Genomic DNA, 21,285 nt, shown 5'->3' with positions numbered 1-21,285 from the left:
CTATGACTTAAAGCCGCTTTTCCCGCTGGCTAGTCGCCAAGACTTGATGATTTCTACAATTTTCTCCGGATTACCATCCTCCGGGGTAGCTGGCCTGTAAAGGAGATTTATTCCAGAAGGATGCTCAGTTACTTTTCTGAAATGCTGCAGTAAAGGCGTGAGTACCTCGTCAGGCTCGTCCTCGTTTGCTCTGTCGATTTCAGCTAGAAACTCCAGGAATTCCTGCTCTGTGTAATCACTTAGGTTTTCCTTGAGTATCATGGCTTTTCTCCATAATGGATGGTGTTATGCACCCTTGGCGTTACGATTCTCAAATTGCTCATGTCGTAAACACCACCGCCTTCACTTATTGGTAGCACGTGATGGATCGCGAAAGTCATCTGGCTCATGTAAATGTCCTCGTCATTCACCAATGGTGCATTTCCATTTTTCCTCATGCGCGCTAGGTCCCTTTCACTGAATTGTTTAGAAAGCTCAGGATCGTTAGCCACAGACTTCCAGAAGCGTCGCCGGAACGCATCAAAGTTTCTGAATTCAACACCTCTGAGCAGATCGGCAATTTGAGACGGAATTGGCGCACCTTCAAGGCTGGCGGCCTGCGCGCGCCATGTCTCTGTAACCTGCACGCCTTGACCAATCGAGGTCCCAGCCTCAAACCTCGGACTCTTGAACACCACCAGAATAGGCGGCAATCCCGAGTCGATCGGGAAGGTGATGATCAGCCGTTCCTGATCGAGAAGATCCAGTGCAGGATAGCTTTCCGTCGTGTTGCTTACAGGGTTGAGGCTGCTGCCGGTGTAAACAATCGTGCCCGGCGGAGCGGGTGGCAGGCTAGTGGAGCTACCTTCACCACCTCCGGGCGGGCTGGCGGGTGTCCAGGTCAGGATGCGCTGTGGGTTCTCCAGTGCGAGGCTGTATACTTGCCGTTCAGCATCAAATGTTGCGGCCCTTACCGGGACTGCCTTACCGCCGGGAACCACGTACAAGCTGATGTCGTTTGCGTCTTCACTACCAGCAAGTAAATAAGGCACGTCCACGCTGGCTGATGAAAGGGCGAGGGCGGCCAGGTCAGGCCCGTCTGGTGGAGAAAGGCTGGAAAGAGGAGTGCTGATCAGGTACCGCCTTTCCGAATTACCCAGCGTTGCAGGCCAGGCTGCCGAAAGTATGGCTACAGCCAAGGGGGCCGTTGTGGTAGCCAATCGACCTACCGCTGCGATAATTGCTCCGCGAATAGCAACCGACGCGACATCCGCAGCAAAGGTCGCCAACCCGATCGGAATGACGGTCGTCGCAGAGGCAGCGGAGTGGGTGTCGTTGATGTAACTGATGCGTTGGCGTGCTGCCTCAGCTTGGCGCCGGGCCGCTTCTTCGGCAGCTATCCGTTCAGCTTCTGCTTGCTGACGTGCGGCTTCTTCGGTAGCTATTCGCGCTGCTTCTGCTTGCTGACGTGCAGCCTCCTCGGCAGCTGCATGTTCGGCTGCAATCCTTGCCTGCAGTTGTTCCATTTCCATCGCTCGCTGGGTGAGGTTCGCCATGGACGCGCTGAATTGCTGCAAATAGCGAATGGACTCTGTGAGCGCCAGTGCCCGGTGATAATCTGCCCAAAGCACGCCGGCCCTGCGGGTGGCCTGTTCGTTGACGAGGTCGTGCAGTGCCTCGGTTTGAGGCTTGGAAAGTGGCCCCACGATGTTCGGGTTGGAGTCACTGAAAGCGGGTATCTCGGCTTGCTTCGCTGCGATCAGCGCATTGGCAGTGTTCACATAGGCCGAAAAGCGCTGGATGAGGGTATCGGTTTCCTGGGTTGGGGTGGATTGAGCCACTTGCTGCTGCAGGAAGCTGGGCAGGCAGTCGAAGTAGATCTGCTGTTCATGAAGAATTTGCCCATACCGCCGTTCGATGGCTTTGGGGAGGTCGACAGCAGGTTGCGCAATTTCTGCCTCGTCGACCTGGCGAGCCATTTCAGGCAGGTCCACCGCCAACGCGTGAAACTTCTGCGCTGCGATGTGCAAGCGGTAGGCGGCATCTACAGACGCGTTGAAAGTCTCCCAGACCTGTCGGCCCCATGCCTCGCCAGAGGTGCCTATCGGGAATGCGCCATTGTCATTCAACCGGGTGGCGAAGGAGTCGTAGCGTTTATAAAAAGGAATGGCACCGTAGAAGCTGGTTGCCACGGGGACGATTTGAAGATACTCGGCGCGCCTTTGTTGCAAGCTCGTCGTGGCCAGTTGCTGGCGTAGCCCCAGATGCTGGACAGGCTGACCCGCAGCTCCCGCGATTGCCTGTTGTTCGATGGCGGCGCGTTCAGCGCTGATTTGCGCGGGAAGTTGTTCAAGAGCGGGTGCATATTGATCGGCGTTGATATTGTTGACGGCAGTAAACTCCTCGCCGAAAACCGTTCGCCAGCCTTTTTCCTGGGCGAAAGGGCTAGGCCCTCCAGTACCTCGAGGCCGCCCTGCATCAAGCCCCCAGCCGCCATAGCCGGTCCCAGACAATGGCGGCAACGGGCTGAGAGACACTCGGTCCGGGGCTTGCGCGCGCGTCAAGACGCCTTCATTCAGATTCAGCGCACCGCGGGAATCACGGAAGGGTTCACCAAATTTGACAGTTTCATTTTGAGCCATGTAGTCATCCTCCTGGTCGCTACATGGCAAAGCGTGCTCCAGGCAGTTTTTCCTGTATGTCAGGCGCTGCTCGTCAATCAGTAGGAGTATTCCGACTGACTGGAATGATCTGTTTCAGATGTGTTTTTCAGCAACAGGAATAACGTGTTTTTCCTTAACCGCCTTGTAGGAAAAACTCGAATAAATCTCCTTCACCCCCGGCAACCGCTGCAGCACTTCCCGGGTAAATTCCCCAAACGATTCCAGATCCCTCGCCAGAATCTCGAGCAGAAAGTCATACCGTCCAGAGATGTTGTGGCAAGCAACAATCTCGGGGATCTCCATCAGCCGCTGCTCGAACGTCAACGCCATGTCCTTGGTATGCGAGTCCATCATGATGCTGACAAACGCCGTCACCCCAAACCCCAGCGACTTGGGCGACAAGATGGCCTGGTAGCCGGTGATATAGCCGTTATCCTCCAGCAACTTGACCCGCCGCCAGCACGGCGAGGTGGTCAGTGCGACCTGGTCGGCAAGTTCGGAAATGGTCAGGCGGGCGTTGTCTTGGAGGGCGGCGAGCAGGGCGCGGTCGGTGCGGTCGAGGCTTGAAGGCATGATTTGCCCTCCTGATGTTGTATTTGTTGTTTTCTTTCCAAAACAGGCGCGAATGCGTGGGCAATTTTGGAAAAATTCAGACAGCTCGGTGGCATAAGCTTATAACAAACCACCAGAGGCTGTTGCCATGCGCGACTCCCATAACAACACCGGTTTTTCCACCCGCGCCATCCATCATGGCTACGACCCGCTTTCCCACGGCGGTGCCTTGGTGCCACCGGTTTACCAGACTGCAACTTATGCCTTCCCCAGCGTCGAATACGGCGCGGCGTGCTTTGCCGGTGAGGAGGGCAGGCACTTCTACAGCCGTATCTCCAACCCGACCCTAGCCTTGCTGGAGCAGCGCATGGTTTCTCTGGAAGGAGGCGAGGCAGGCTTGGCGTTGGCTTCAGGCATGGGGGCCATCACCTCGACGCTATGGACCCTGCTGCGCCCCGGTGATGAGCTGATCGTCGGGCGCACGGTGTATGGCTGCACCTTTGCCTACATGCACCATGGCATCGGCGAGTTCGGAGTGAAGGTGCGCCATGTCGACCTCAATGACGCCAAGGCCTTGAAGGCTGCGATCAACGCCAAAACCCGGATGATCTACTTCGAAACCCCGGCCAACCCGAACATGCAACTGGTCGATATCGCGGCAGTTGCTGAAGCGTCGCGGGGGCATGACCTGCATATCGTGGTCGACAATACCTATTGCACGCCTTACCTGCAGCGGCCGCTGGAGCAGGGGGCCGACCTGGTGGTGCATTCGGCGACCAAGTACCTCAGTGGGCACGGCGATATCACGGCCGGGCTGGTGATCGGACGCAAGGCACTGGTGGACCGGATTCGCCTTGAAGGCCTCAAGGACATGACGGGCGCTGTGCTGTCGCCGCACGATGCCTCGCTGCTGATGCGTGGCATCAAGACACTCGCTTTGCGTATGGATCGCCACTGCGCGAATGCCCAGCGGGTTGCCGAGTTTCTCGCGGTCCAGCCACAGGTGGAGCTGATCCAGTATCCGGGGCTACCATCGTTTGCCCAGTACGAACTGGCGCAGCGGCAGATGCGCTTGCCGGGCGGGATGATCGCTTTCGAACTCAAGGGCGGAATCGAGGCCGGGCGGCGCTTCATGAATGCGCTGCAACTGTTTGCCCGGGCGGTGAGCCTGGGGGATGCCGAATCGCTGGCGCAGCATCCGGCGAGCATGACCCATTCCAGCTATACGCCTGAAGAGCGGGCGCACCACGGCATTTCCGAGGGGCTGGTGCGGTTGTCGGTGGGGTTGGAGGATGTGGATGATTTGGTGGCTGATGTGCAGCAGGCGCTGGAGGCTTGCAGTTAAATAGCTGCGTCAAATCCAGCCCAGGAAAAAGGCCTCATGCGAGGCCTTGTTCATTTCAGCGATTCAACGCTTGAGCCCATAGCTCTCGTCGAGCATGCCCGGCGAGTTCGGCGACTTCGGTGCATAGTCACGTGGCACTTCGGCGGTGTCCTTTGGCGGGGTCAGGCGGTCACGTGGCCCCTGATTGCCTTCGGAATGCAGGGCCGCGAGCAGGCGCTGGCGGGTCACGTCGTCGAGGGCCAGGCTGTTGGCGCCTTCTGCCAGGTGATCCTGCACGTCCTGGTAGCTCTGGGTCAGCTTCTTGACCAGCACCGCAGTACTGTTGAAATGAGTAACCACCTGGTTCTGATAATTGTCGAAGCGCTGCTGGATATCGTCCAGCTGGCGCTGGGTGCTGCTGGGCGCCGCATTGGGCAACAGGCGGGCCACGATGAAACCGACCGCCACACCGATGACCAGGGCCAGGGTTGGCAACAACCAAACAAGGAGCGAGAGTTCCACGAGTCCTTCCTCTATAAACGGCTTTGCTTTACGTTAACGGCTCAGACCTGCGCTGTATACCGCGAGCGATCGCAAATCAGAACAGAATTCCTCACCTAGACGAATCGACCCCCTTCGAGGTCACGGAGTAGTGCCTTGCTTGTCCGCGAAACCCCCTTGTTCATCGATGGCCCGCTCGGCCAGCTCGAAGCCCTGTACCTGGACGTGGCCGATGCCCGGGGTGCGGTGTTGATCTGCCATCCCAATCCGGTCCAGGGTGGCACCATGCTCAACAAGGTGGTCTCGACCCTGCAACGCACGGCTCGCGATGCCGGCTACGTGACCTTGCGCTTCAACTACCGTGGTGTCGGCCAAAGCGCCGGCAGCCATGACCTGGGCGCAGGCGAAGTGGCTGATGCCGAGGCCGCCGCCGCCTGGCTGCGTCAGCAACATCCGCAACTGCCGCTGGTGATCATGGGCTTTTCGTTCGGCGGGTTCGTCGCGGCCAGCCTGGCTGGGCGCCTGGAGGGCGAAGGCGTGACGCTGCAGCAGCTGTTCATGATTGCCCCGGCGGTGATGCGCCTGAGCGCGGACTTCCCGCTGCCGCAGCATTGCCCGCTCGCGGTGGTGCAGCCGGATGCCGACGAGGTCGTCGATCCGCAGTTGGTTTACGAATGGTCCGACGCACTGGGTCGCCCCCATGAGCTGCTGAAAGTGGCAGAATGCGGACACTTCTTCCATGGCAAGCTGACCGATCTGAAGGATCTGCTGCTGCCGCGCCTTTCGAACCGAGCCAAGCCTGAATAAGCGAACACCATGACCACGCGCATCCTTACCGGTATCACCACCACCGGCACCCCGCACCTGGGCAACTACGCCGGCGCCATCCGTCCGGCGATCGTCGCCAGCCAGCAACCGGGCGTCGACTCGTTCTACTTCCTGGCTGATTACCACGCCCTGATCAAGTGCGATGACCCGCTGCGCATCCAGCGCTCGCGCCTCGAAATCGCTGCCACCTGGCTGGCCGGTGGCCTGGATCCGGCGAAGGTGACGTTCTACCGTCAGTCCGACATTCCCGAAATCCCCGAGCTGACCTGGCTACTCACCTGCGTGGCGGCCAAAGGGCTGCTCAACCGCGCCCACGCCTACAAGGCTTCGGTCGACAAGAACCTGGAAACCGGCGAAGACCCGGATGCTGGCGTGACCATGGGCCTGTACAGCTACCCGGTGCTGATGGCTGCGGACATCCTGATGTTCAACGCCAACAAGGTGCCGGTTGGTCGTGATCAGATCCAGCACGTGGAAATGGCTCGCGACATCGGCCAGCGTTTCAACCACCTGTTCGGGCAGGGCAAGGACTTCTTCGCCTTGCCCGAAGCGCTGATCGAAGAAAGCGTGGCCACCCTGCCGGGCCTGGACGGGCGCAAGATGTCCAAGAGCTACGACAACACCATCCCGCTGTTCACCAGCGCCAAGGACATGAAGGACGCCATCTCGCGCATCGTCACCGACTCGCGCGCGCCAGGCGAAGCCAAGGATCCGGACACCGCCCACCTGTTCACCCTGTACCAGGCATTCGCAACGCCTGGGCAGTGCGCCGAGTTCCGCGACGAGCTGCTGCAGGGCCTGGGCTGGGGGGAGGCCAAGCAGCGCCTGTTCCAGCTGCTCGACGGGCAACTGGCCGAGAAGCGCGAGCACTACCACCAGCTCATTGCGCGCCCCGCCGACCTCGAGGACATTCTCCTCGCCGGTGCTGCCAAGGCACGCTCGATCGCTACGCCGTTCCTCGAACAGCTGCGTGAGGCAGTGGGCCTGCGCTCGTTTCGCAGTAGCGTGCAAGGCAGTACTGAGGTGAAGAAGAAAGCCGCCAAGAGCGCGCGCTTCGTCAGCTTCCGTGACGACGATGGCAGCTTCCGCTTCCGCCTGCTGGCCGCTGATGGCGAGCAACTGCTGCTCTCGCGCAGCTTCGCCGATGGCAAGAGCGCCGGCGCCGTGAGCAAGCAGCTGCAGCAGGGTGGTGAGGCCGATGTGCGCGTCGAAGGCATGGGCTTCAGCCTGTGGCTGAACGACGAGCAGGTGGCTGATGGCCCGCAGTTCGACAGCGCCCAGGCGCGTGATTCGGCTATCGAAAGCCTGCGTGTAGCGCTTCAGCCGGCGCAGGACTGAGGCATTTCGCCGCAAGTCTGATTGCCATTAAGCGGGCCGCTCGCTACAGTGACGGCCCGTTTTTTGTTGCCTCGCTAACGAAATCATGACGCCCCTAGAACGATATCAAGCAGATCTGAAACGTCCCGACTTCTTCCATGACGCGGCGCAGGAAACTGCTGTGCGTCACTTGCAGCGCCTGTACGACGACCTGGTCCAGGCGCAGAACAACAAGCCGGGCGTCTTCGGCAAGCTGTTCGGCAAGAAGGATCAGACGCCGGTCAAAGGCCTGTATTTCTGGGGCGGGGTAGGGCGAGGAAAGACCTACCTGGTCGACACGTTCTTCGAGGCGCTGCCGTTCAAGCAGAAGATGCGTACGCACTTCCACCGCTTCATGAAGCGTGTGCATGAAGAAATGAAGACCCTCAAGGGCGAAAAGAACCCGCTGACCATCATCGCCAAGCGTTTCAGCGACGAAGCCCGGGTGATCTGCTTCGACGAATTCTTCGTGTCCGACATCACCGATGCCATGATCCTCGGCACCTTGATGGAAGAGCTGTTCAAGAACGGCGTCTCGCTGGTGGCCACGTCCAACATCGTGCCTGACGGCCTGTACAAGGACGGCCTGCAACGTGCGCGCTTCCTGCCGGCCATCGCCATGATCAAGCAATACACCGACGTAGTGAACGTCGACAGCGGCGTGGACTACCGCTTGCGCCATCTGGAGCAGGCCGAGCTGTTCCATTTCCCGCTCAATGAAGCGGCGCAGCAAAGCATGCAGGCGAGCTTCAAGGCGTTGACGCCCGAGTGCACCCAGGCTGTCGAGAACGACGTGCTGATGATCGAGAACCGCCCGATCCACGCCCTGCGTACCTGCGACGATGTCGCCTGGTTCGACTTCCGCGCCTTGTGCGATGGCCCGCGCAGCCAGAACGACTACATCGAGCTAGGCAAGATCTTCCATGCGGTGTTGCTGAGCAATGTCGAGCAGATGGGCGTCACCACCGACGATATCGCCCGTCGTTTCATCAACATGGTCGATGAATTCTATGACCGCAACGTCAAGCTGATCATCTCCGCCGAAGTCGAGCTCAAGGACCTGTACACCGGCGGTCGCCTGAGTTTCGAATTCCAGCGCACCCTGAGCCGCTTGCTGGAAATGCAGTCCCACGAATTCCTTTCTCGCGCACACAGGCCCTGACAACAGCTGCAAGCTGCAAGAGAAAAGCAAAAAGCCAGAGCGGTTCGCGGACTGCTCTGGCTTTTTCTTGCAGCTTGCAGCTCAAAGCGCCCTAGGAAGCCTCTTGCATGAACTGCTGCCGATACTGGTTTGGTGACAAGTCGGTATGCTGGCGGAACAGGCGGGCGAAGAAGCTGGCGTCGTCGTAGCCGACCTCGTAGCTGATGGTCTTGATGCTCTTGCGTGTGCTCGACAGCAGCCCCTTGGCCGTCTCGATGCGTAGGCGTTGCAAGTAATGCAGCGGCTTGTCGCCGGTCGCGCCCTGGAACCTGCGCATGAAGTTGCGGATGCTCATGCCATGGTTACGCGCCACATCTTCGAAGCGGAACTTGTCGGCGAAGTGCTCTTCCAGCCAATGCTGAATCTGCAGGATGATCAGGTCCTGATGCAGTTTCTGGCCGCCGAAGCCCATGCGTCCTGGGGTGTAGTTGCGCTGCACTTCATAGAGGATGTCGCGGGCCACGGCCCGCGCCACATTGGGCCCACAGAAACGCTCGATCAGGTAGATGTACAAGTCGCACGCCGACGTCGTGCCACCGGCGCAGTACAAGTTGTCGGCGTCGGTCAGGTGCTTGTCCTGGTTCAGACGAATCTGCGGGAAGCGCTCGGCGAATGTGCTGAAGAACCGCCAGTAGGTAGTCGCTTCCTTACCGTCCAGCAGACCCGATTCTGCCAGCCAGAACACCCCGCTGGCTTCGGCGCACAGCACCGCGCCGCGGGCGTGCTGCTCGCGCAGCCAAGGTAGCACCTGCGGGTAGCGTTGCTGAAGGTTGTCGAAATCGTCCCAGAACGCCGGCAGGATGATCACGTCGGCATCGCCCAGGCCGCCATCGACCGGTAATTGCACATTGCTGAAGCTGTCCACCGGTTGCCCATCCGGGCTGACCAGATGAATGTCGAACATCGGCTGCAAGCCCAGGCCCAGCTGCTTGCTGTAGCGCAGGCTGGCGAGGTGGAAGAAGTCCTTGGCCTGCATCAGTGTCGAAGCGAACACCTTGTCAATGGCCAGGATGCTGACGCGCCGCAGCGACGCGGAGGGTTGGGTAAACATCATTGTCATTGTTCTTATATGGGAGAGTGGTCAATCACCGGCTGAATCGTCTTACGTTTTTTGCAAAGCTGCAAGATGTCAGCTGCAAGCGGCAAGATAAAAGCGCGCTGGGGTCGGGCGCTTCTTCTCGCTGCCTGCCACTTGCCGCTACGCGCTCAGGGCGCGGGGTTGGGTTGCTCCTGATGAATCGCCTCGATGGCTGCCAGCAATTCGTCGCACAGGGTCACGTGCAGGCTGTCGAGGTTGCTCTGCAGTTGCGCGAGCGTGGTGGCGCCGATGATGTTGCTGGTCACGAACGGCTGGCGGGTGACGAAGGCCAAGGCCATCTGCGCCGGATCCAGGCCATGGGCCTGGGCCAGTTGCACGTAGCGGCTGCAGGCTGCCACCGTTTGTGGATTGGAGTAGCGGGCAAAGCGGCTGAACAGAGTCAGGCGCGCCTGCTCTGGGCGTGCGCCGTTCTCGTACTTGCCCGCGAGCATGCCGAACGCCAGCGGCGAATAGGCCAACAGGCCGCACTGTTCGCGGATCGCCACCTCGGCCAGGCCCACTTCGAAGCTGCGGTTGAGCAGGTTGTAGGGGTTCTGGATCGACACCGCGCGTGGCCAGCCGCGGGCCTCGGCCAATTGCAGGAACTTCATGGTGCCCCAGGGTGTTTCGTTCGACAGACCAACATGGCGAATCTTGCCAGCGCGCACCTGCTCATCGAGGACTTCGAGGGTTTCCTCGAGCGGGGTGAACAGGTCGTTGGACAGGTGCTGGTAGCCCAGCTTGCCGAAGAAATTGGTGCTGCGCTCCGGCCAGTGCAGCTGGTAGAGGTCGATGCGGTCGGTGTGCAGGCGCTTCAGGCTTTCGTCCAGGGCCGCCACGATGTGCTGACGGTTGTGCTTGAGCTGGCCGTCGCGGATGTGGCTGATGCCATTGCCGGGGCCGGCGACCTTGCTCGCCAGGACCCAGTCATCACGGTCGCCGTTGGCGCGAAACCAGTTGCCGATGATGCGTTCGGTGGCGGCGTAGGTTTCCGGGCGCGGCGGCACCGGGTACATTTCGGCGGTGTCGATGAAGTTGATGCCGCTGGCCTTGGCCAGGGTGATTTGCTCGAACGCCTCGTCCTGGGTGTTCTGCTCACCCCAGGTCATGGTGCCCAGGCACAGGGCGCTGACGTCGAGGTCGGTACGGCCGAGCTTGCGGTATTCCATCGGGAAGACTCTCCATTGGCTAAGAAGCCCATCAAAGCAGGTTGAAATTTTTCGCGCAATCTGGATAATTCTGCCCCTCTCCATGTGGCGGAAGTGATGCACCACCACGCAGGAAGAACCCCCGTCGAATATTGGCGTGCCCGACCCGAGCCCCCAATAGCGCCAGTGTTCGGCTGCGCGCTTGCCCTTGGCAAGTTGTGCACTATCCAGTAAGATTCGCCGTCTATTTTTCGCTGGGCGGCCTCTGAGGCTTTAGAGAATGAAAACTTTTACTGCTAAACCGGAAACAGTAAAGCGCGAGTGGTTCGTAGTCGACGCCGCTGGCCAGACCCTGGGTCGTCTGGCTACCGAAATCGCTACCCGTCTGCGTGGCAAACACAAACCTGAATACACCCCTCACGTTGACACCGGCGACTACATCGTCGTCATCAACGCCGAGCAGGTTCGTGTGACGGGCGCCAAGTCTTCCGACAAAATGTACTACTCCCACTCCGGTTTCCCAGGTGGCATCAAGGAAATCAACTTCGAGAAGTTGATCGCCAAAGCCCCTGAGCGTGTTATCGAAACCGCGGTCAAGGGCATGCTGCCTAAGAACCCGCTGGGTCGCGACATGTACCGTAAGCTGAAAGTGTACGCGGGTGCTGCTCACCCACACACTGCTCAGCAGCCTCAAGAACTGAAGATCTAACGGGAAAGTTCATTATGTCGGCGACTCAAAATTACGGCACTGGCCGTCGCAAGACCGCAACCGCTCGCGTTTTCCTGCGTCCGGGTACTGGTAACATTTCCATCAACAACCGTTCTCTGGACGTGTTCTTCGGTCGTGAAACTGCTCGCATGGTTGTTCGTCAGCCACTCGAACTGACCGAAACCGTTGAGAAGTTCGACATCTACGTCACCGTTTCCGGTGGTGGTGTCAGCGGTCAAGCCGGTGCGATCCGTCACGGTATCACCCGCGCTCTGATGGAATACGACGAAACCCTGCGTGGCGCTCTGCGTCGTGCTGGCTACGTCACCCGCGACGCTCGTGAAGTCGAGCGTAAGAAAGTGGGTCTGCGTAAAGCGCGTAAGCGTCCTCAGTACTCCAAGCGTTAATAGCGCTTCGGCAGTCGAAAGAAGCCCGGTTCCTTGGAACCGGGCTTTTTTTTGCGTTTGAACTAACCTCTCAGCATGTCCATGACCACTGGTCGCATAGACGCAGATCAAGCAAAGCGCGGGTTGTAGCCCTATGCAGGGCTAATCACCTTGTCACTGTGTGGATTTGTTTCTTACCATGGCGACCAACTTTTAGTGCCACAGACACAACCTAACTACAGGTCAGGTACAACTGGCCAAGCAAGCTGATGGGAGAGGACTGAATGAGCAATGACGGCGTCAACGCAGGCCGGCGCCGCTTCCTCGTAGCCGCGACGTCCGTGGTCGGGGCGGCGGGGGCGGTGGGGGCTGCGGTACCGTTCGTGGGGTCATGGTTCCCCAGTGCCAAGGCGAAGGCAGCAGGCGCACCGGTGAAGGTCAACATCGCCAAGATCGAACCCGGGCAGCAGATGGTCGCCGAATGGCGCGGGCAGCCGGTATTCATTTTGCGCCGAACGCCAGAAATCCTTGGCAACCTGAAGAAGATCGAAGGCGATCTCTCAGATCCGCTCTCCAAGAGCTCGGATCAACCCGCCTATGTCGACCCCGAAACCCGGGCGATCAAGCCGGAAATCCTGTTGCTCGTCGGGCTGTGCACCCACCTGGGTTGCTCGCCGACCTTCCGCCCGGAAGTCGCGCCCGTCGACCTTGGGCCAAAGTGGGTCGGCGGCTATTTCTGCCCTTGCCATGGCTCGCACTACGACCTGGCCGGTCGTGTCTACAAATCCCAACCGGCACCCCTGAATCTGCCAGTGCCGCCGCATTCCTATGAGTCGGACGACATCGTCGTCATTGGCGTCGACCAGGAGAACGCATGATGAGCAAATTCATGGACTGGATCGACGCTCGCTTCCCCGCAACCAAAATGTGGGAAGACCACCTGAGCAAGTATTACGCGCCGAAGAACTTCAACTTCCTGTACTTCTTCGGCTCGCTGGCGTTGCTGGTGCTGGTCAACCAGCTCGTCACCGGCGTGTGGCTGACCATGAGCTTCACGCCCTCGGCCGAAGAGGCGTTCGCCTCGGTCGAATACATCATGCGTGATGTCGAGTACGGTTGGATCTTGCGCTACATGCATTCCACCGGTGCCTCGGCCTTCTTCATCGTGGTCTACCTGCACATGTTCCGCGGCCTGCTCTACGGCTCTTACCAGAAGCCCCGTGAGCTGGTGTGGCTGTTCGGCATGCTGATCTACCTGGCACTGATGGCCGAGGCGTTCATGGGCTATCTGCTGCCGTGGGGGCAGATGTCGTACTGGGGGGCCCAGGTGATCATCTCGCTGTTCGGCGCCATTCCGTTGATCGGTGACGACCTGACCCAATGGATCCGCGGTGACTACCTGATCTCCGGCATCACCCTCAACCGCTTCTTCGCCTTGCATGTCGTGGCACTGCCCATCGTGATTCTCGGCCTGGTCGTGCTGCATATTCTAGCCCTGCACGAAGTCGGCTCGAACAACCCTGACGGCATCGACATCAAGAAGCACAAGGACGAGAACGGCATCCCACTGGACGGCATTCCGTTCCATCCTTACTACACCGTCAAGGATATCGTCGGCGTGGTGGTGTTCCTCTTCGTGTTCTGCGCTGTGGTGTTCTTCTTCCCTGAGATGGGCGGTTACTTCCTGGAGAAACCTAACTTCGAGCAGGCCAACGCGTTCAAGACGCCCGAGCATATCGCCCCCGTCTGGTACTTCACGCCGTTCTACGCGATCTTGCGCGCGGTGCCGGACAAGCTCATGGGCGTGATCGCCATGGGCGCCGCCATCGCCGTGCTGTTCGTGCTGCCCTGGCTCGATCGCAGCCCGGTACGTTCCATGCGCTACAAGGGCTGGATCAGCAAAGTCTTCCTGCTGTTGTTCTGCATCGCCTTCGTCACGCTCGGCGTGCTCGGCGTACTGGCGCCCACACCTGGTCGCACCTTGCTGTCGCAGGCGTGCACGGTGCTGTATTTCGCCTACTTCCTGTTGATGCCGTTCTATACAAGGCTTGAGAAGACCAAACCGGTTCCGGAAAGGGTGACTGGCTGATGAAAAAGTTGATTGCAGTACTGTTATTGGCCGTGATGCCTGCCTTTACCTTCGCCGCCGAGCACGGCATGGAGCTGGACAAGGTCGATATCGACCTCACCGACAAAGCCGCCATGCAAGACGGTGCGCGTACCTTCGCCAACTATTGCATGGGTTGCCACAGCGCCAAGTTCCAACGCTACGAGCGGGTCGCCGATGATCTGGGCATTCCCCATGAGCTGATGCTGGAAAAATTGGTATTCACCGGTGCCAAGATTGGCGATCACATGCAGATCGGCATGCAGCCCAACGACGCCAAGACCTGGTTCGGCGCAGCGCCGCCAGACCTGACCCTGGTTGCACGGGTGCGTGGCAACGATTGGCTGTACAACTACCTGCGTAGCTTCTATGAGGACAAGTCGCGGCCCTATGGCGTGAACAACAAGGTCTTCCCCAATGTCGGCATGCCGAATGTGCTGGTGGGGCTGCAGGGTAACCAGGTGATTGGTTGCAAGCAGGTGCAGATGGTGGTCGATGGCAAGAAACAATTTGACCCATTGACCGGCAGCCCGCTGACCCACGAAGCCTGCGACCAGCTGACCGTTACGCCGAATTCCGGTACCCTGAGCGCCGAGCAGTTCGACGAGAAGGTCAAGAACCTGGTGACCTTCCTGGCCTATTCGGCCAACCCGGTCAAACTGGAAAGCCAGCGCATCGGTACCTACGTGTTGCTGTACCTGGCTTTCTTCTTCGTATTCGCCTATTTGCTCAAGCGCGAATTCTGGAAGGACGTGCACTGATCACGCAGTAGTTCTGGTAGTTGAACGCGCCTGGGGCGCCCTGACAGAAATGCCAGGGCGCCCCAGGCGCGTTTTCATTTAGAGTTGACATGTATTCCCTGCGAGGAGGCGCTACATGGGCGCAACCAACCGGTTAGCCTGTTATTCCGATCCGGCTGATCACTATTCACATCGGATTCGCCTGGTGCTTGCCGAAAAGGGCATTGCTGTGCAGATCATCGATGTCGAGCCTGCACGCCCGCCAGCCAAGCTTGCAGAGGTCAATCCTTACGGCAGCGTGCCGACCCTGGTCGATCGCGACCTGGCGTTGTACGAGCCGACCGTGGTGATGGAATACCTCGAGGAGCGTTACCCGCATCCGCCGTTGATGCCGGTTTATCCGGTCGCGCGTGGCAACAGCCGCCTGCTGATCCACCGTATTCAGCGTGACTGGTGCGCGCTGGCCGATACCATTCTCGACCCACGCAGTGCCGAGGCGGCGCGCAGCGACGCGCGCAAGGCCTTGCGCGAGAGCTTGACCGGGGTGTCGCCGTTGTTCGGCGAGTTCGCTTGCTTCATGAGCGAGGAGCAAAGCCTGGTCGATTGTTGTCTATTGCCCATCCTCTGGCGTTTGCCGGTGATGGGTATCGAATTGCCGCGGCAAGCCAAGCCGCTGCTGGATTACATGGAGCGACAGTTCGCCCGCGAGCCCTTCCAGGCGAGCCTGTCGTCCGTTGAGCGTGAAATGCGCAAGCTTTAAGGAGCCGTTGATGAACTCCAGTCGCCCCTATTTGGTACGAGCACTGTATGAGTGGATCGTCGACAACGATTGCACCCCGCATATGCTGGTCAATGCCGAATACCCGAAGGTCCAGGTTCCGCAAGGCTTTGCCAGTGATGGCCAGATCGTGCTGAACATCTCGCCCAGCGCCGTGCGCAACCTGCACATGGACAATGACGCGGTCAGTTTCGAAGGTCGCTTCAGTGGAGTTGCCCACTCGCTGTTCGTGCCCGCTGGCGCCATCCTGGGCATCTATGCTCGGGAGAATGGCCAAGGTATGGTCTTCGAGCTGGAGCCGCCGTTGATGGAAGACGATGAGCTGGAAGAAGAAGGCGTCGAGCCGGACGACGACGGCCCACCCGAGGGCGGTGGCCAACCGCCACGCCCCAGCGGCCGGCCTAGTCTGAAGGTGGTCAAGTAACAAAAAAGGCGATCCACGTGGATCGCCTTTTTCATGGCTCGGCTGCGCTTACAGATCGGTGATGGTGCGGATCTGGTCACGATTGACGCGGGTGCGCTTGCCGTCCAGTTGCTGCAGTTCGTAAAAGCCTGAGTCGCTGTCGAACTTCGGCGCATCGACGGCATGGATTTCACGGCCATCGTTGAGGGTGATGACGCTTGGCGTCGAGCAGCCGGCCAGGGTGGCCAGCGTGCCGAGCAGCAGGGTCGGTAGCAGAAGCTGTTTCATGCGGTGTTTCCCATGTTTCCCAGGTAAAGCCAGCGCTGGTGCGAGCCAGCGGCCGATCAATCGATGTATTCGAACAACTTGACGATCTTCTGCACGCCCGAGACGCCCTGAACCACCGCGGTGGCCGAATTGGCCTCTTGCTGGGTGACCAGGCCGAGCAGGTAGACGATGCCGTTTTCGGTGATCACCTTGATGCGCGAGCTGGGCACCGCGTTGTCGGTGAGCATCTGGGTCTTGATCTTGGTGGTCAGCCACGCGTCGTTGTTGCGCGCCAGGATCGACGAAGGCTGCATGACTTGCAGTTCGTTGTGCACCTTTTTCACCCGCTGAACCTGGCTGGCGGTCTGTTCGGCCAGGCTCTTGAGCTCGGCTCGAGGGGTTTGCCCGGCCAGCAGCACGATACCGTTGTAGCTGCTGACAACGATGTGCGAACCGTCGTCCAGGTCCGGGTTGGCCTTGGCGATGTTCACCGAAACCTTGGTTTCGATCAGCGAGTCGTCGATCTTGCTACCGATGGTGCGCGTGCCGCGGTTGTCTTCGATCGGCGAATTGCGGGTCGAGGTCAGCACCGAGCTGCAACCGGTGACGCTCAGGCACAGGGTAAGGGCCATCAGGCCGAGGCGTATGGGGGTCATTCTTCACTCCCGAACAATTGGCTGTCGATCAGATCGCACAGGCAGTGGATCGCCAGCAGGTGGACTTCCTGGATACGTGCGGTGACCGTGGACGGTACGCGGATCTCCACGTCTTCGGGCAGCAGCAGCGAAGCCATGCCACCGCCGTCACGCCCGGTCAATGCTACGACAATCATTTCGCGATCATGTGCCGCCTGGATCGCTTGAATCACGTTGGCCGAATTGCCGCTGGTCGAGATCGCCAGCAGGACGTCACCGGGCTGGCCGAGTGCGCGGATCTGCTTGGAGAAGATCTCGTTGTAGCTGTAGTCGTTGGCGATCGAGGTCAGGGTCGAGCTGTCGGTGGTCAGAGCGATGGCCGGCAGACTCGGCCGCTCGCGCTCGAAGCGATTGAGCAGCTCGGAGGAAAAATGCTGGGCATCGCCGGCCGAGCCGCCGTTGCCGCAAGCGAGCATCTTGCCCTCGTTGAGCAGCGCATTGACCATGACCAGGCTAGCCTGCTCGATGTGCGGTGCCAGGATGTCCATTGCCTGTTGCTTGGTGTCGATGCTGGCCTGGAACAGCCGGCGAATTCGGGATTGCATGTCCATCTGGTGACCTTAAGTGGGGCGGTGGCCGTTGCTGCGCGCAACCAGGACCTGCCCGCGAAACATAGCGCTAGAAAATCGAAGTGGGTTCAGCATTCGAAGGCGTTTTTCAGCCATTGCAGCGGCCGCCCTGCATGCTGGCTGCCTTGCAGGGCGACAACGTCGAAGCGACAAGGGTAGTCGGCCCAGCGCGACTCCTTCTGCAGGAACAGCGTTGCGGCAAGCACCAGCCGTTGCTGCTTGCGCCCGTCGACACTGCCGAGGGCGCCACCGAAGCCTGCGTGCAAGCGATAGCGGACTTCGACGAATACTACTGTATCGGCGTCGAGCATGACCAGATCAAGCTCGCCGCCCCTGCATCGCCAATTGCGCGCCAGCAACTGCAGGCCGTGCCCTTGCAGGTAGCCAAGGGCCTGGTTTTCCGCAGCCTGGCCGGCGCTGGTCGACGATGCGTCTGGCATCAGCGCGGGGTGTCCGGCAGGCGTTTGACCTGGCCACCGGCGAACTCGGCCCACGGCAGCTGGCGCTCGATCCGCTGGCTGGGGTTCATACTCAGGCTACCGGACAGGCCCTGGATGCGGTTGTCCGGCAATGCCTTGAGCTGGCCCAGGCGCGGTGCCAGGGCATAGGCATCGACGCCCATCGCATACAGGCGGCCGATGCTGCCCGCAGCCTGCGGCCACTGTTGCACCACCTGCTGGCGCAGGCTGTTGCTGGTGTCGAGCAGCCACGGCGTTTCGCAGAAGCGAATGCCGTTCATGTCGTTGTACTGGTTCACGTCACCGCTGGCGCTGTACAGGTTCGAGGTGGCGTAGACCGGCACGTCGCCGGCGTACTGGAAGTTCAGGGTCGGCTTGATCTGCTGAGCCTGTTGTGGGGTAGAGGCGAGGAAGATGAACTCGATGTCCTGGCGTCGCGAGGGCTGCGCAGCGACGTTGCCGCCGACAGCGCTCTGCATGCTCTGGGCACGGCCTTCGCTCTGGCGCAACTGGAACATGTTGGCGATCTGTTGGGCCAGGGCTACCGGCTGCGCGATGCGCTCGGCGGCGACAATGGTGCCACCGTTGCTCTCCCAGTCCTGGCGGAAGGCAGCCAGTACGCGATCGCCCCATTCACCGCTGGGCACCATTGCTGCGGCGCGGACCATGCCGTCGGCACGCGCGCGGCGGGAGACCTCACGGGCTTCGTCTTCAGCAGCCAAGCCGAACTGGAACAGCTGCGCGGGCGCTTGCTGACCGGCGTCGGCGTAGTTCAGAGCCAGGGTGGTGAGGGGCAACTGTGGATTGGCGGCGAGCTTTTTCACCAGCGGCTTTTCCAGCGGCCCGACCACCAGTTGTACGCCATCGGCTTGCGCCTGGCGGTAGAAGTCTTCCAGCGAGCCGATGCGCGAACTGTCGTAGACCTGTACCGCCGGGGCCTGCTGGCCGGCTTGCTGGGCCTGGAAGTGCGCGGCCATGAAGCCATCGCGCAGCGCCCGGGCGACGCCGGCCAGTGGGCCTTCCTGTGGCAGCAGCAGGGCGATCTTGGTCAGCGGCTGGCTGGCCAGTTCCTTGAGCTTGGCCAGGGCGCTCGGCAGTTGCTTGGCGGCCGGGTGGTCAGGATGCTGTTGGCGCCAGGTGTCGATGGCCGCTTGCTGCTGTTCAAGGGTGCCAGCGCTTTTTACAGCCAGTGCCAGGCGGGTCCAGCCAGCCAACACGGGGTCGCTGGCAGGCTGTTGCAGCTGCTCGGCGGGCAGCGCAGCGACCAGGGCCCAGGTCGCGTCGTTGTTGGCGCTGGCAGCAGCGCCACTGAGCAGCGGGCTGAGCAGCACGCGCTGCTGGGCGGCTGCAAGGGCCTGACCGTCGGCTTCGAGGGCTGCAGCATGCACGCTGTAGGTGCGTACCTGCTGTTCGGCAGGCAGCTCGGCGAGGTGCTGCAGGCTCGGGTGGGACAGGGCGCTCAGGGCAGCCTTGGGCTGGTTGCGGCTCATGGCCAGCTCCGCGCCCAGGGTGGCTGCGAAAATCTGCTGCGCAGGCTTGAGCGACTCGATCGGCACCTGTTCCAGGATACGCGCGGCGCGTGGGAAGTCCTTCTGCTTATAGGCCAGGTCGGCGGCGCTCAGGCGCAGCAGGGCGGCATCTTGCGCAGACTTGCTGGAAGCCGCCTGTTCGAGCAGTTGCTCGATGCTGGCATCCGGCGTGCGTGGCAACTCACCCAGGCTGGATGAGGGCGAGCTGGCGCAAGCTGCCAGCAGGGCAGCGAAGCAGAGGGCTGTGAACAGCCGCAGGCAAGCGATCATGTAAGGGTCCTGTTACTCGATCAAGTTGGTCGGCAATTGTACCCAAGCGGCGGCCGGGGCGCGATCCGCCGATGGCAGAACCTTCACTATAGGCGCCGCTTCGCCGCTCGCCGGTCAAGTTCTTTGCGCTGTGTAACCGGCGCTCGGGCTACAATGGCGCCTTTGATCCGAAAGGCAGGGTGTTAGCAGTGATTGATGTGGCCGGGGCTTCGAAATCCACCATGGGTACGCTGTATGTGGTCGCGACCCCCATCGGCAACCTTGACGACATCAGCGCCAGAGCGCTCAAGGTGCTGGCCGATGTCGCCCTGATCGCCGCCGAGGATACCCGGCATTCGGTCCGTCTGCTGCAGCACTTCGGCATCGAGACGCCCCTGGCCGCGTGTCATGAGCATAACGAGCGCGACGAAGGCGGGCGGTTCATCACCAAGCTGCTGGCCGGTGAGGACGTGGCGCTGGTTTCCGATGCCGGCACGCCGTTGATTTCCGACCCTGGCTACCACCTGGTGCGGCAGGCGCGCGCTGCTGGCGTGCAGGTGGCGCCGGTGCCAGGTGCCTGTGCCTTGATCGCGGCGCTGTCGGCGGCGGGACTGCCGTCGGATCGTTTCATCTTCGAAGGGTTCCTGCCAGCCAAGGCTGCCGCTCGTCGTGCGCGCCTGGAGCAGGTGAAGGAGGAGCCCCGCACACTGATCTTCTATGAAGCGCCGCACCGCATCCTCGAATGCCTCGAAGACATGGAGGCGGTGTTCGGTGGCGAGCGCCCGGCATTGCTGGGGCGGGAACTGACGAAAACGTTCGAAACCCTCAAGGGCCTGCCCCTGGCCGAGCTGCGGGCGTTCGTCGCTGGCGACAGCAATCAGCAGCGCGGCGAGTGCGTAGTGCTAGTGGGGGGTTGGACAGCGCCACAGGGTGAAGAGGCGATCAGTACCGAAGCGCAGCGCGTGCTCGATCTTCTGCTGGCTGAGCTGCCGCTGAAAAAAGCAGCGGCCTTGGCGGCGCAGATCACCGGTGTGCGCAAGAACCTGCTCTATCAAGTGGCGCTTGAAAAGCAGAAAGCCCAGTAATGGCATTTAGACATAGTTGACGGTATTGCTTGTTCTTGAGCGCGCCTGCCGTTAATCTTGTCGGCGGAGAGTCGATCGGACAGTCGCTGCCGTCTTTTGTTCCGCAAAAGATGGGGGAGGAAAGTCCGGGCTCCGCAGGGCAGAGTGCCAGGTAACGCCTGGGAGGCGCGAGCCTACGGAAAGTGCCACAGAAAATAACCGCCTAAGCACTTCGGTGCCGGTAAGGGTGAAAAGGTGCGGTAAGAGCGCACCGCACGTCTGGCAACAGGTCGTGGCTAGGTAAACCCCACTCGGAGCAAGACCAAATAGGGTTCCATTAGGCGTGGCCCGCGTCGGAACCGGGTAGGTTGCTAGAGGCGTCCAGTGATGGCCGTCGTAGAGGAATGACTGTCCTCGACAAAACCCGGCTTACAGATCGACTCTCCACCTTTCCCCCCCCCCTGCTTGAATCGATAGCAGACGCATTCTGGTAATACCAAAAAGATCTTACTCTTAATAAACCACTTTAACTTCACAGCGCATGCGTCTGTGCAGTTTTGATTTTTCACGTTTTTTTCATGCCCCGGTACACCTTCCTCCTTCCTTTAACGCGCTAAATCTCGGTCCTGTAAGGGTTTTCCTTATGAACGTGCCTTGACGGTGCAGCGGACGGATTCCTATAGTGTGCGCAAGTGGCAGAA

General features: G+C 60.4%; 23 protein-coding genes and 1 other RNA gene. 13 read left to right on the top strand and 11 right to left on the bottom strand.

Going from position 1 to position 21,285, the window contains the following annotated elements; translation table 11 throughout:
- The 3 genes from ACLEJW_RS16110 to ACLEJW_RS16100 form a co-directional block, all read right to left on the bottom strand.
- Positions 1–261, bottom strand: coding sequence for a bacteriocin immunity protein (locus ACLEJW_RS16110; protein ID WP_145188389.1), 261 nt, complete (start codon positions 259–261; stop codon positions 1–3).
- Positions 258–2,621: an S-type pyocin domain-containing protein gene (locus ACLEJW_RS16105; protein WP_313301242.1), complete on the bottom strand. Its 2,364-nt coding sequence runs from the start codon at positions 2,619–2,621 to the stop codon at positions 258–260. Before ACLEJW_RS16105 ends, ACLEJW_RS16110 begins: the two co-directional genes overlap by 4 nt.
- A gap of 114 nt (positions 2,622–2,735) precedes the next feature.
- The gene (locus ACLEJW_RS16100) at positions 2,736–3,215 is read right to left on the bottom strand and encodes an Lrp/AsnC family transcriptional regulator (protein WP_145188383.1); all 480 of its coding nucleotides are present in this window, start codon (positions 3,213–3,215) and stop codon (positions 2,736–2,738) included.
- A gap of 127 nt (positions 3,216–3,342) precedes the next feature.
- Between ACLEJW_RS16100 and ACLEJW_RS16095 the strand changes: the two genes are divergently transcribed.
- Positions 3,343–4,539: a methionine gamma-lyase gene (locus ACLEJW_RS16095; protein WP_145188380.1), complete on the top strand. Its 1,197-nt coding sequence runs from the start codon at positions 3,343–3,345 to the stop codon at positions 4,537–4,539.
- A 63-nt stretch (positions 4,540–4,602) separates the two neighbouring features.
- Here ACLEJW_RS16095 and ACLEJW_RS16090 read toward each other — a convergent pair whose 3' ends face one another.
- A complete protein-coding gene (locus ACLEJW_RS16090) occupies positions 4,603–5,040 on the bottom strand; it encodes a YhcB family protein (protein WP_145188377.1) in 438 nt (145 codons plus the stop codon).
- A gap of 135 nt (positions 5,041–5,175) precedes the next feature.
- On the opposite strand from ACLEJW_RS16090, the gene ACLEJW_RS16085 reads away from it, so the two are divergent.
- The 3 genes from ACLEJW_RS16085 (at position 5,176) to zapE (ending at position 8,365) form a co-directional block, all read left to right on the top strand.
- Positions 5,176–5,826, top strand: coding sequence for an alpha/beta hydrolase (locus ACLEJW_RS16085; protein WP_313457050.1), 651 nt, complete (start codon positions 5,176–5,178; stop codon positions 5,824–5,826).
- Between the two features lie 9 nt (positions 5,827–5,835).
- Positions 5,836–7,185: a tryptophan--tRNA ligase gene (locus ACLEJW_RS16080; protein ID WP_145188371.1), complete on the top strand. Its 1,350-nt coding sequence runs from the start codon at positions 5,836–5,838 to the stop codon at positions 7,183–7,185.
- A gap of 85 nt (positions 7,186–7,270) precedes the next feature.
- Positions 7,271–8,365 (top strand): cell division protein ZapE, encoded by a 1,095-nt coding sequence (gene zapE / locus ACLEJW_RS16075; protein WP_145188368.1) that lies wholly within the window; start codon positions 7,271–7,273, stop codon positions 8,363–8,365.
- Positions 8,366–8,456: 91 nt separating this feature from the next.
- Here zapE and ACLEJW_RS16070 read toward each other — a convergent pair whose 3' ends face one another.
- Together ACLEJW_RS16070 and ACLEJW_RS16065 are read right to left on the bottom strand one after the other, a co-directional pair.
- Positions 8,457–9,380, bottom strand: coding sequence for a GlxA family transcriptional regulator (locus tag ACLEJW_RS16070; protein ID WP_440777917.1), 924 nt, complete (start codon positions 9,378–9,380; stop codon positions 8,457–8,459).
- 230 nt (positions 9,381–9,610) lie between these two features.
- Positions 9,611–10,651: an NADP(H)-dependent aldo-keto reductase gene (locus tag ACLEJW_RS16065; RefSeq protein ID WP_440777889.1), complete on the bottom strand. Its 1,041-nt coding sequence runs from the start codon at positions 10,649–10,651 to the stop codon at positions 9,611–9,613.
- A gap of 259 nt (positions 10,652–10,910) precedes the next feature.
- On the opposite strand from ACLEJW_RS16065, the gene rplM reads away from it, so the two are divergent.
- The 7 genes from rplM (at position 10,911) to ACLEJW_RS16030 (ending at position 15,774) form a co-directional block, all read left to right on the top strand.
- Positions 10,911–11,339: a 50S ribosomal protein L13 gene (gene rplM / locus ACLEJW_RS16060; protein WP_003251819.1), complete on the top strand. Its 429-nt coding sequence runs from the start codon at positions 10,911–10,913 to the stop codon at positions 11,337–11,339.
- A 14-nt stretch (positions 11,340–11,353) separates the two neighbouring features.
- Positions 11,354–11,746 (top strand): 30S ribosomal protein S9, encoded by a 393-nt coding sequence (rpsI, locus tag ACLEJW_RS16055; RefSeq protein ID WP_003260797.1) that lies wholly within the window; start codon positions 11,354–11,356, stop codon positions 11,744–11,746.
- Positions 11,747–12,009: 263 nt separating this feature from the next.
- Complete coding sequence (gene petA, locus ACLEJW_RS16050) at positions 12,010–12,603, top strand: ubiquinol-cytochrome c reductase iron-sulfur subunit (protein ID WP_145188362.1); 594 nt, start codon at positions 12,010–12,012, stop codon at positions 12,601–12,603.
- Entirely contained in the window at positions 12,603–13,814 is a 1,212-nt protein-coding gene (locus ACLEJW_RS16045; RefSeq protein WP_145188715.1) for a cytochrome b, read from the top strand. The genes petA and ACLEJW_RS16045 overlap by 1 nt, the downstream gene beginning before the upstream one ends.
- Positions 13,814–14,593, top strand: a complete 780-nt coding sequence (locus ACLEJW_RS16040) for a cytochrome c1 (RefSeq protein WP_313300808.1) — start codon at positions 13,814–13,816, stop codon at positions 14,591–14,593. The genes ACLEJW_RS16045 and ACLEJW_RS16040 overlap by 1 nt, the downstream gene beginning before the upstream one ends.
- Before the next feature lie 115 nt (positions 14,594–14,708).
- The gene (locus tag ACLEJW_RS16035; protein ID WP_145188355.1) at positions 14,709–15,332 is read left to right on the top strand and encodes a glutathione S-transferase N-terminal domain-containing protein; all 624 of its coding nucleotides are present in this window, start codon (positions 14,709–14,711) and stop codon (positions 15,330–15,332) included.
- A gap of 10 nt (positions 15,333–15,342) precedes the next feature.
- The gene (locus tag ACLEJW_RS16030; RefSeq protein WP_145188352.1) at positions 15,343–15,774 is read left to right on the top strand and encodes a ClpXP protease specificity-enhancing factor; all 432 of its coding nucleotides are present in this window, start codon (positions 15,343–15,345) and stop codon (positions 15,772–15,774) included.
- A 48-nt stretch (positions 15,775–15,822) separates the two neighbouring features.
- Here ACLEJW_RS16030 and ACLEJW_RS16025 read toward each other — a convergent pair whose 3' ends face one another.
- From ACLEJW_RS16025 to ACLEJW_RS16005, 5 genes are all read right to left on the bottom strand, one after another.
- Positions 15,823–16,041, bottom strand: coding sequence for a YgdI/YgdR family lipoprotein (locus ACLEJW_RS16025; RefSeq protein ID WP_145188349.1), 219 nt, complete (start codon positions 16,039–16,041; stop codon positions 15,823–15,825).
- A 56-nt stretch (positions 16,042–16,097) separates the two neighbouring features.
- Positions 16,098–16,676 (bottom strand): BON domain-containing protein, encoded by a 579-nt coding sequence (locus ACLEJW_RS16020; protein ID WP_145188346.1) that lies wholly within the window; start codon positions 16,674–16,676, stop codon positions 16,098–16,100.
- Positions 16,673–17,266 (bottom strand): phosphoheptose isomerase, encoded by a 594-nt coding sequence (locus ACLEJW_RS16015; RefSeq protein WP_008097558.1) that lies wholly within the window; start codon positions 17,264–17,266, stop codon positions 16,673–16,675. Before ACLEJW_RS16015 ends, ACLEJW_RS16020 begins: the two co-directional genes overlap by 4 nt.
- An 86-nt stretch (positions 17,267–17,352) precedes the next feature.
- Complete coding sequence (locus ACLEJW_RS16010) at positions 17,353–17,724, bottom strand: YraN family protein (RefSeq protein WP_440777888.1); 372 nt, start codon at positions 17,722–17,724, stop codon at positions 17,353–17,355.
- A complete protein-coding gene (locus ACLEJW_RS16005) occupies positions 17,724–19,541 on the bottom strand; it encodes a penicillin-binding protein activator (protein ID WP_440777887.1) in 1,818 nt (605 codons plus the stop codon). The genes ACLEJW_RS16010 and ACLEJW_RS16005 overlap by 1 nt, the downstream gene beginning before the upstream one ends.
- A gap of 221 nt (positions 19,542–19,762) precedes the next feature.
- On the opposite strand from ACLEJW_RS16005, the gene rsmI reads away from it, so the two are divergent.
- Together rsmI and rnpB are read left to right on the top strand one after the other, a co-directional pair.
- Entirely contained in the window at positions 19,763–20,605 is an 843-nt protein-coding gene (gene rsmI, locus ACLEJW_RS16000) for a 16S rRNA (cytidine(1402)-2'-O)-methyltransferase (protein WP_440777886.1), read from the top strand.
- A 67-nt stretch (positions 20,606–20,672) separates the two neighbouring features.
- An RNA gene (gene rnpB, locus ACLEJW_RS15995) (RNase P RNA component class A) lies at positions 20,673–21,032 on the top strand.
- Positions 21,033–21,285: the final 253 nt, after the last annotated feature.

This window comes from Pseudomonas sp. SMSB3, assembly GCF_052041965.1.
In the GTDB taxonomy this organism is placed as follows: domain Bacteria; phylum Pseudomonadota; class Gammaproteobacteria; order Pseudomonadales; family Pseudomonadaceae; genus Aquipseudomonas.
Note: the sequence above shows the minus strand (reverse complement) of the source record. Positions and strands in the feature narration are given on the sequence as shown.

Bases quoted from the DNA above. Each gene is read 5' to 3' on its own strand.
- ACLEJW_RS16015 (WP_008097558.1), bottom strand. From the start codon at position 17,266: ATGGACATGCAATCCCGAATTCGCCGGCTGTTCCAGGCCAGCATCGAC.
- ACLEJW_RS16045 (WP_145188715.1), top strand. From the start codon at position 12,603: ATGAGCAAATTCATGGACTGGATCGACGCTCGCTTCCCCGCAACCAAA.
- ACLEJW_RS16070 (WP_440777917.1), bottom strand. From the start codon at position 9,380: ATGCAGGCCAAGGACTTCTTCCACCTCGCCAGCCTGCGCTACAGCAAG.
- ACLEJW_RS16020 (WP_145188346.1), bottom strand. From the start codon at position 16,676: ATGACCCCCATACGCCTCGGCCTGATGGCCCTTACCCTGTGCCTGAGC.
- ACLEJW_RS16065 (WP_440777889.1), bottom strand. From the start codon at position 10,651: ATGGAATACCGCAAGCTCGGCCGTACCGACCTCGACGTCAGCGCCCTG.
- ACLEJW_RS16030 (WP_145188352.1), top strand. From the start codon at position 15,343: ATGAACTCCAGTCGCCCCTATTTGGTACGAGCACTGTATGAGTGGATC.
- ACLEJW_RS16105 (WP_313301242.1), bottom strand. From the start codon at position 2,621: ATGGCTCAAAATGAAACTGTCAAATTTGGTGAACCCTTCCGTGATTCC.
- rplM (WP_003251819.1), top strand. From the start codon at position 10,911: ATGAAAACTTTTACTGCTAAACCGGAAACAGTAAAGCGCGAGTGGTTC.
- rsmI (WP_440777886.1), top strand. From the start codon at position 19,763: ATGGGTACGCTGTATGTGGTCGCGACCCCCATCGGCAACCTTGACGAC.
- ACLEJW_RS16005 (WP_440777887.1), bottom strand. From the start codon at position 19,541: ATGATCGCTTGCCTGCGGCTGTTCACAGCCCTCTGCTTCGCTGCCCTG.
- zapE (WP_145188368.1), top strand. From the start codon at position 7,271: ATGACGCCCCTAGAACGATATCAAGCAGATCTGAAACGTCCCGACTTC.
- ACLEJW_RS16095 (WP_145188380.1), top strand. From the start codon at position 3,343: ATGCGCGACTCCCATAACAACACCGGTTTTTCCACCCGCGCCATCCAT.
- ACLEJW_RS16080 (WP_145188371.1), top strand. From the start codon at position 5,836: ATGACCACGCGCATCCTTACCGGTATCACCACCACCGGCACCCCGCAC.
- petA (WP_145188362.1), top strand. From the start codon at position 12,010: ATGAGCAATGACGGCGTCAACGCAGGCCGGCGCCGCTTCCTCGTAGCC.
- ACLEJW_RS16025 (WP_145188349.1), bottom strand. From the start codon at position 16,041: ATGAAACAGCTTCTGCTACCGACCCTGCTGCTCGGCACGCTGGCCACC.
- ACLEJW_RS16035 (WP_145188355.1), top strand. From the start codon at position 14,709: ATGGGCGCAACCAACCGGTTAGCCTGTTATTCCGATCCGGCTGATCAC.
- ACLEJW_RS16110 (WP_145188389.1), bottom strand. From the start codon at position 261: ATGATACTCAAGGAAAACCTAAGTGATTACACAGAGCAGGAATTCCTG.
- ACLEJW_RS16010 (WP_440777888.1), bottom strand. From the start codon at position 17,724: ATGCCAGACGCATCGTCGACCAGCGCCGGCCAGGCTGCGGAAAACCAG.
- ACLEJW_RS16100 (WP_145188383.1), bottom strand. From the start codon at position 3,215: ATGCCTTCAAGCCTCGACCGCACCGACCGCGCCCTGCTCGCCGCCCTC.
- rpsI (WP_003260797.1), top strand. From the start codon at position 11,354: ATGTCGGCGACTCAAAATTACGGCACTGGCCGTCGCAAGACCGCAACC.
- ACLEJW_RS16040 (WP_313300808.1), top strand. From the start codon at position 13,814: ATGAAAAAGTTGATTGCAGTACTGTTATTGGCCGTGATGCCTGCCTTT.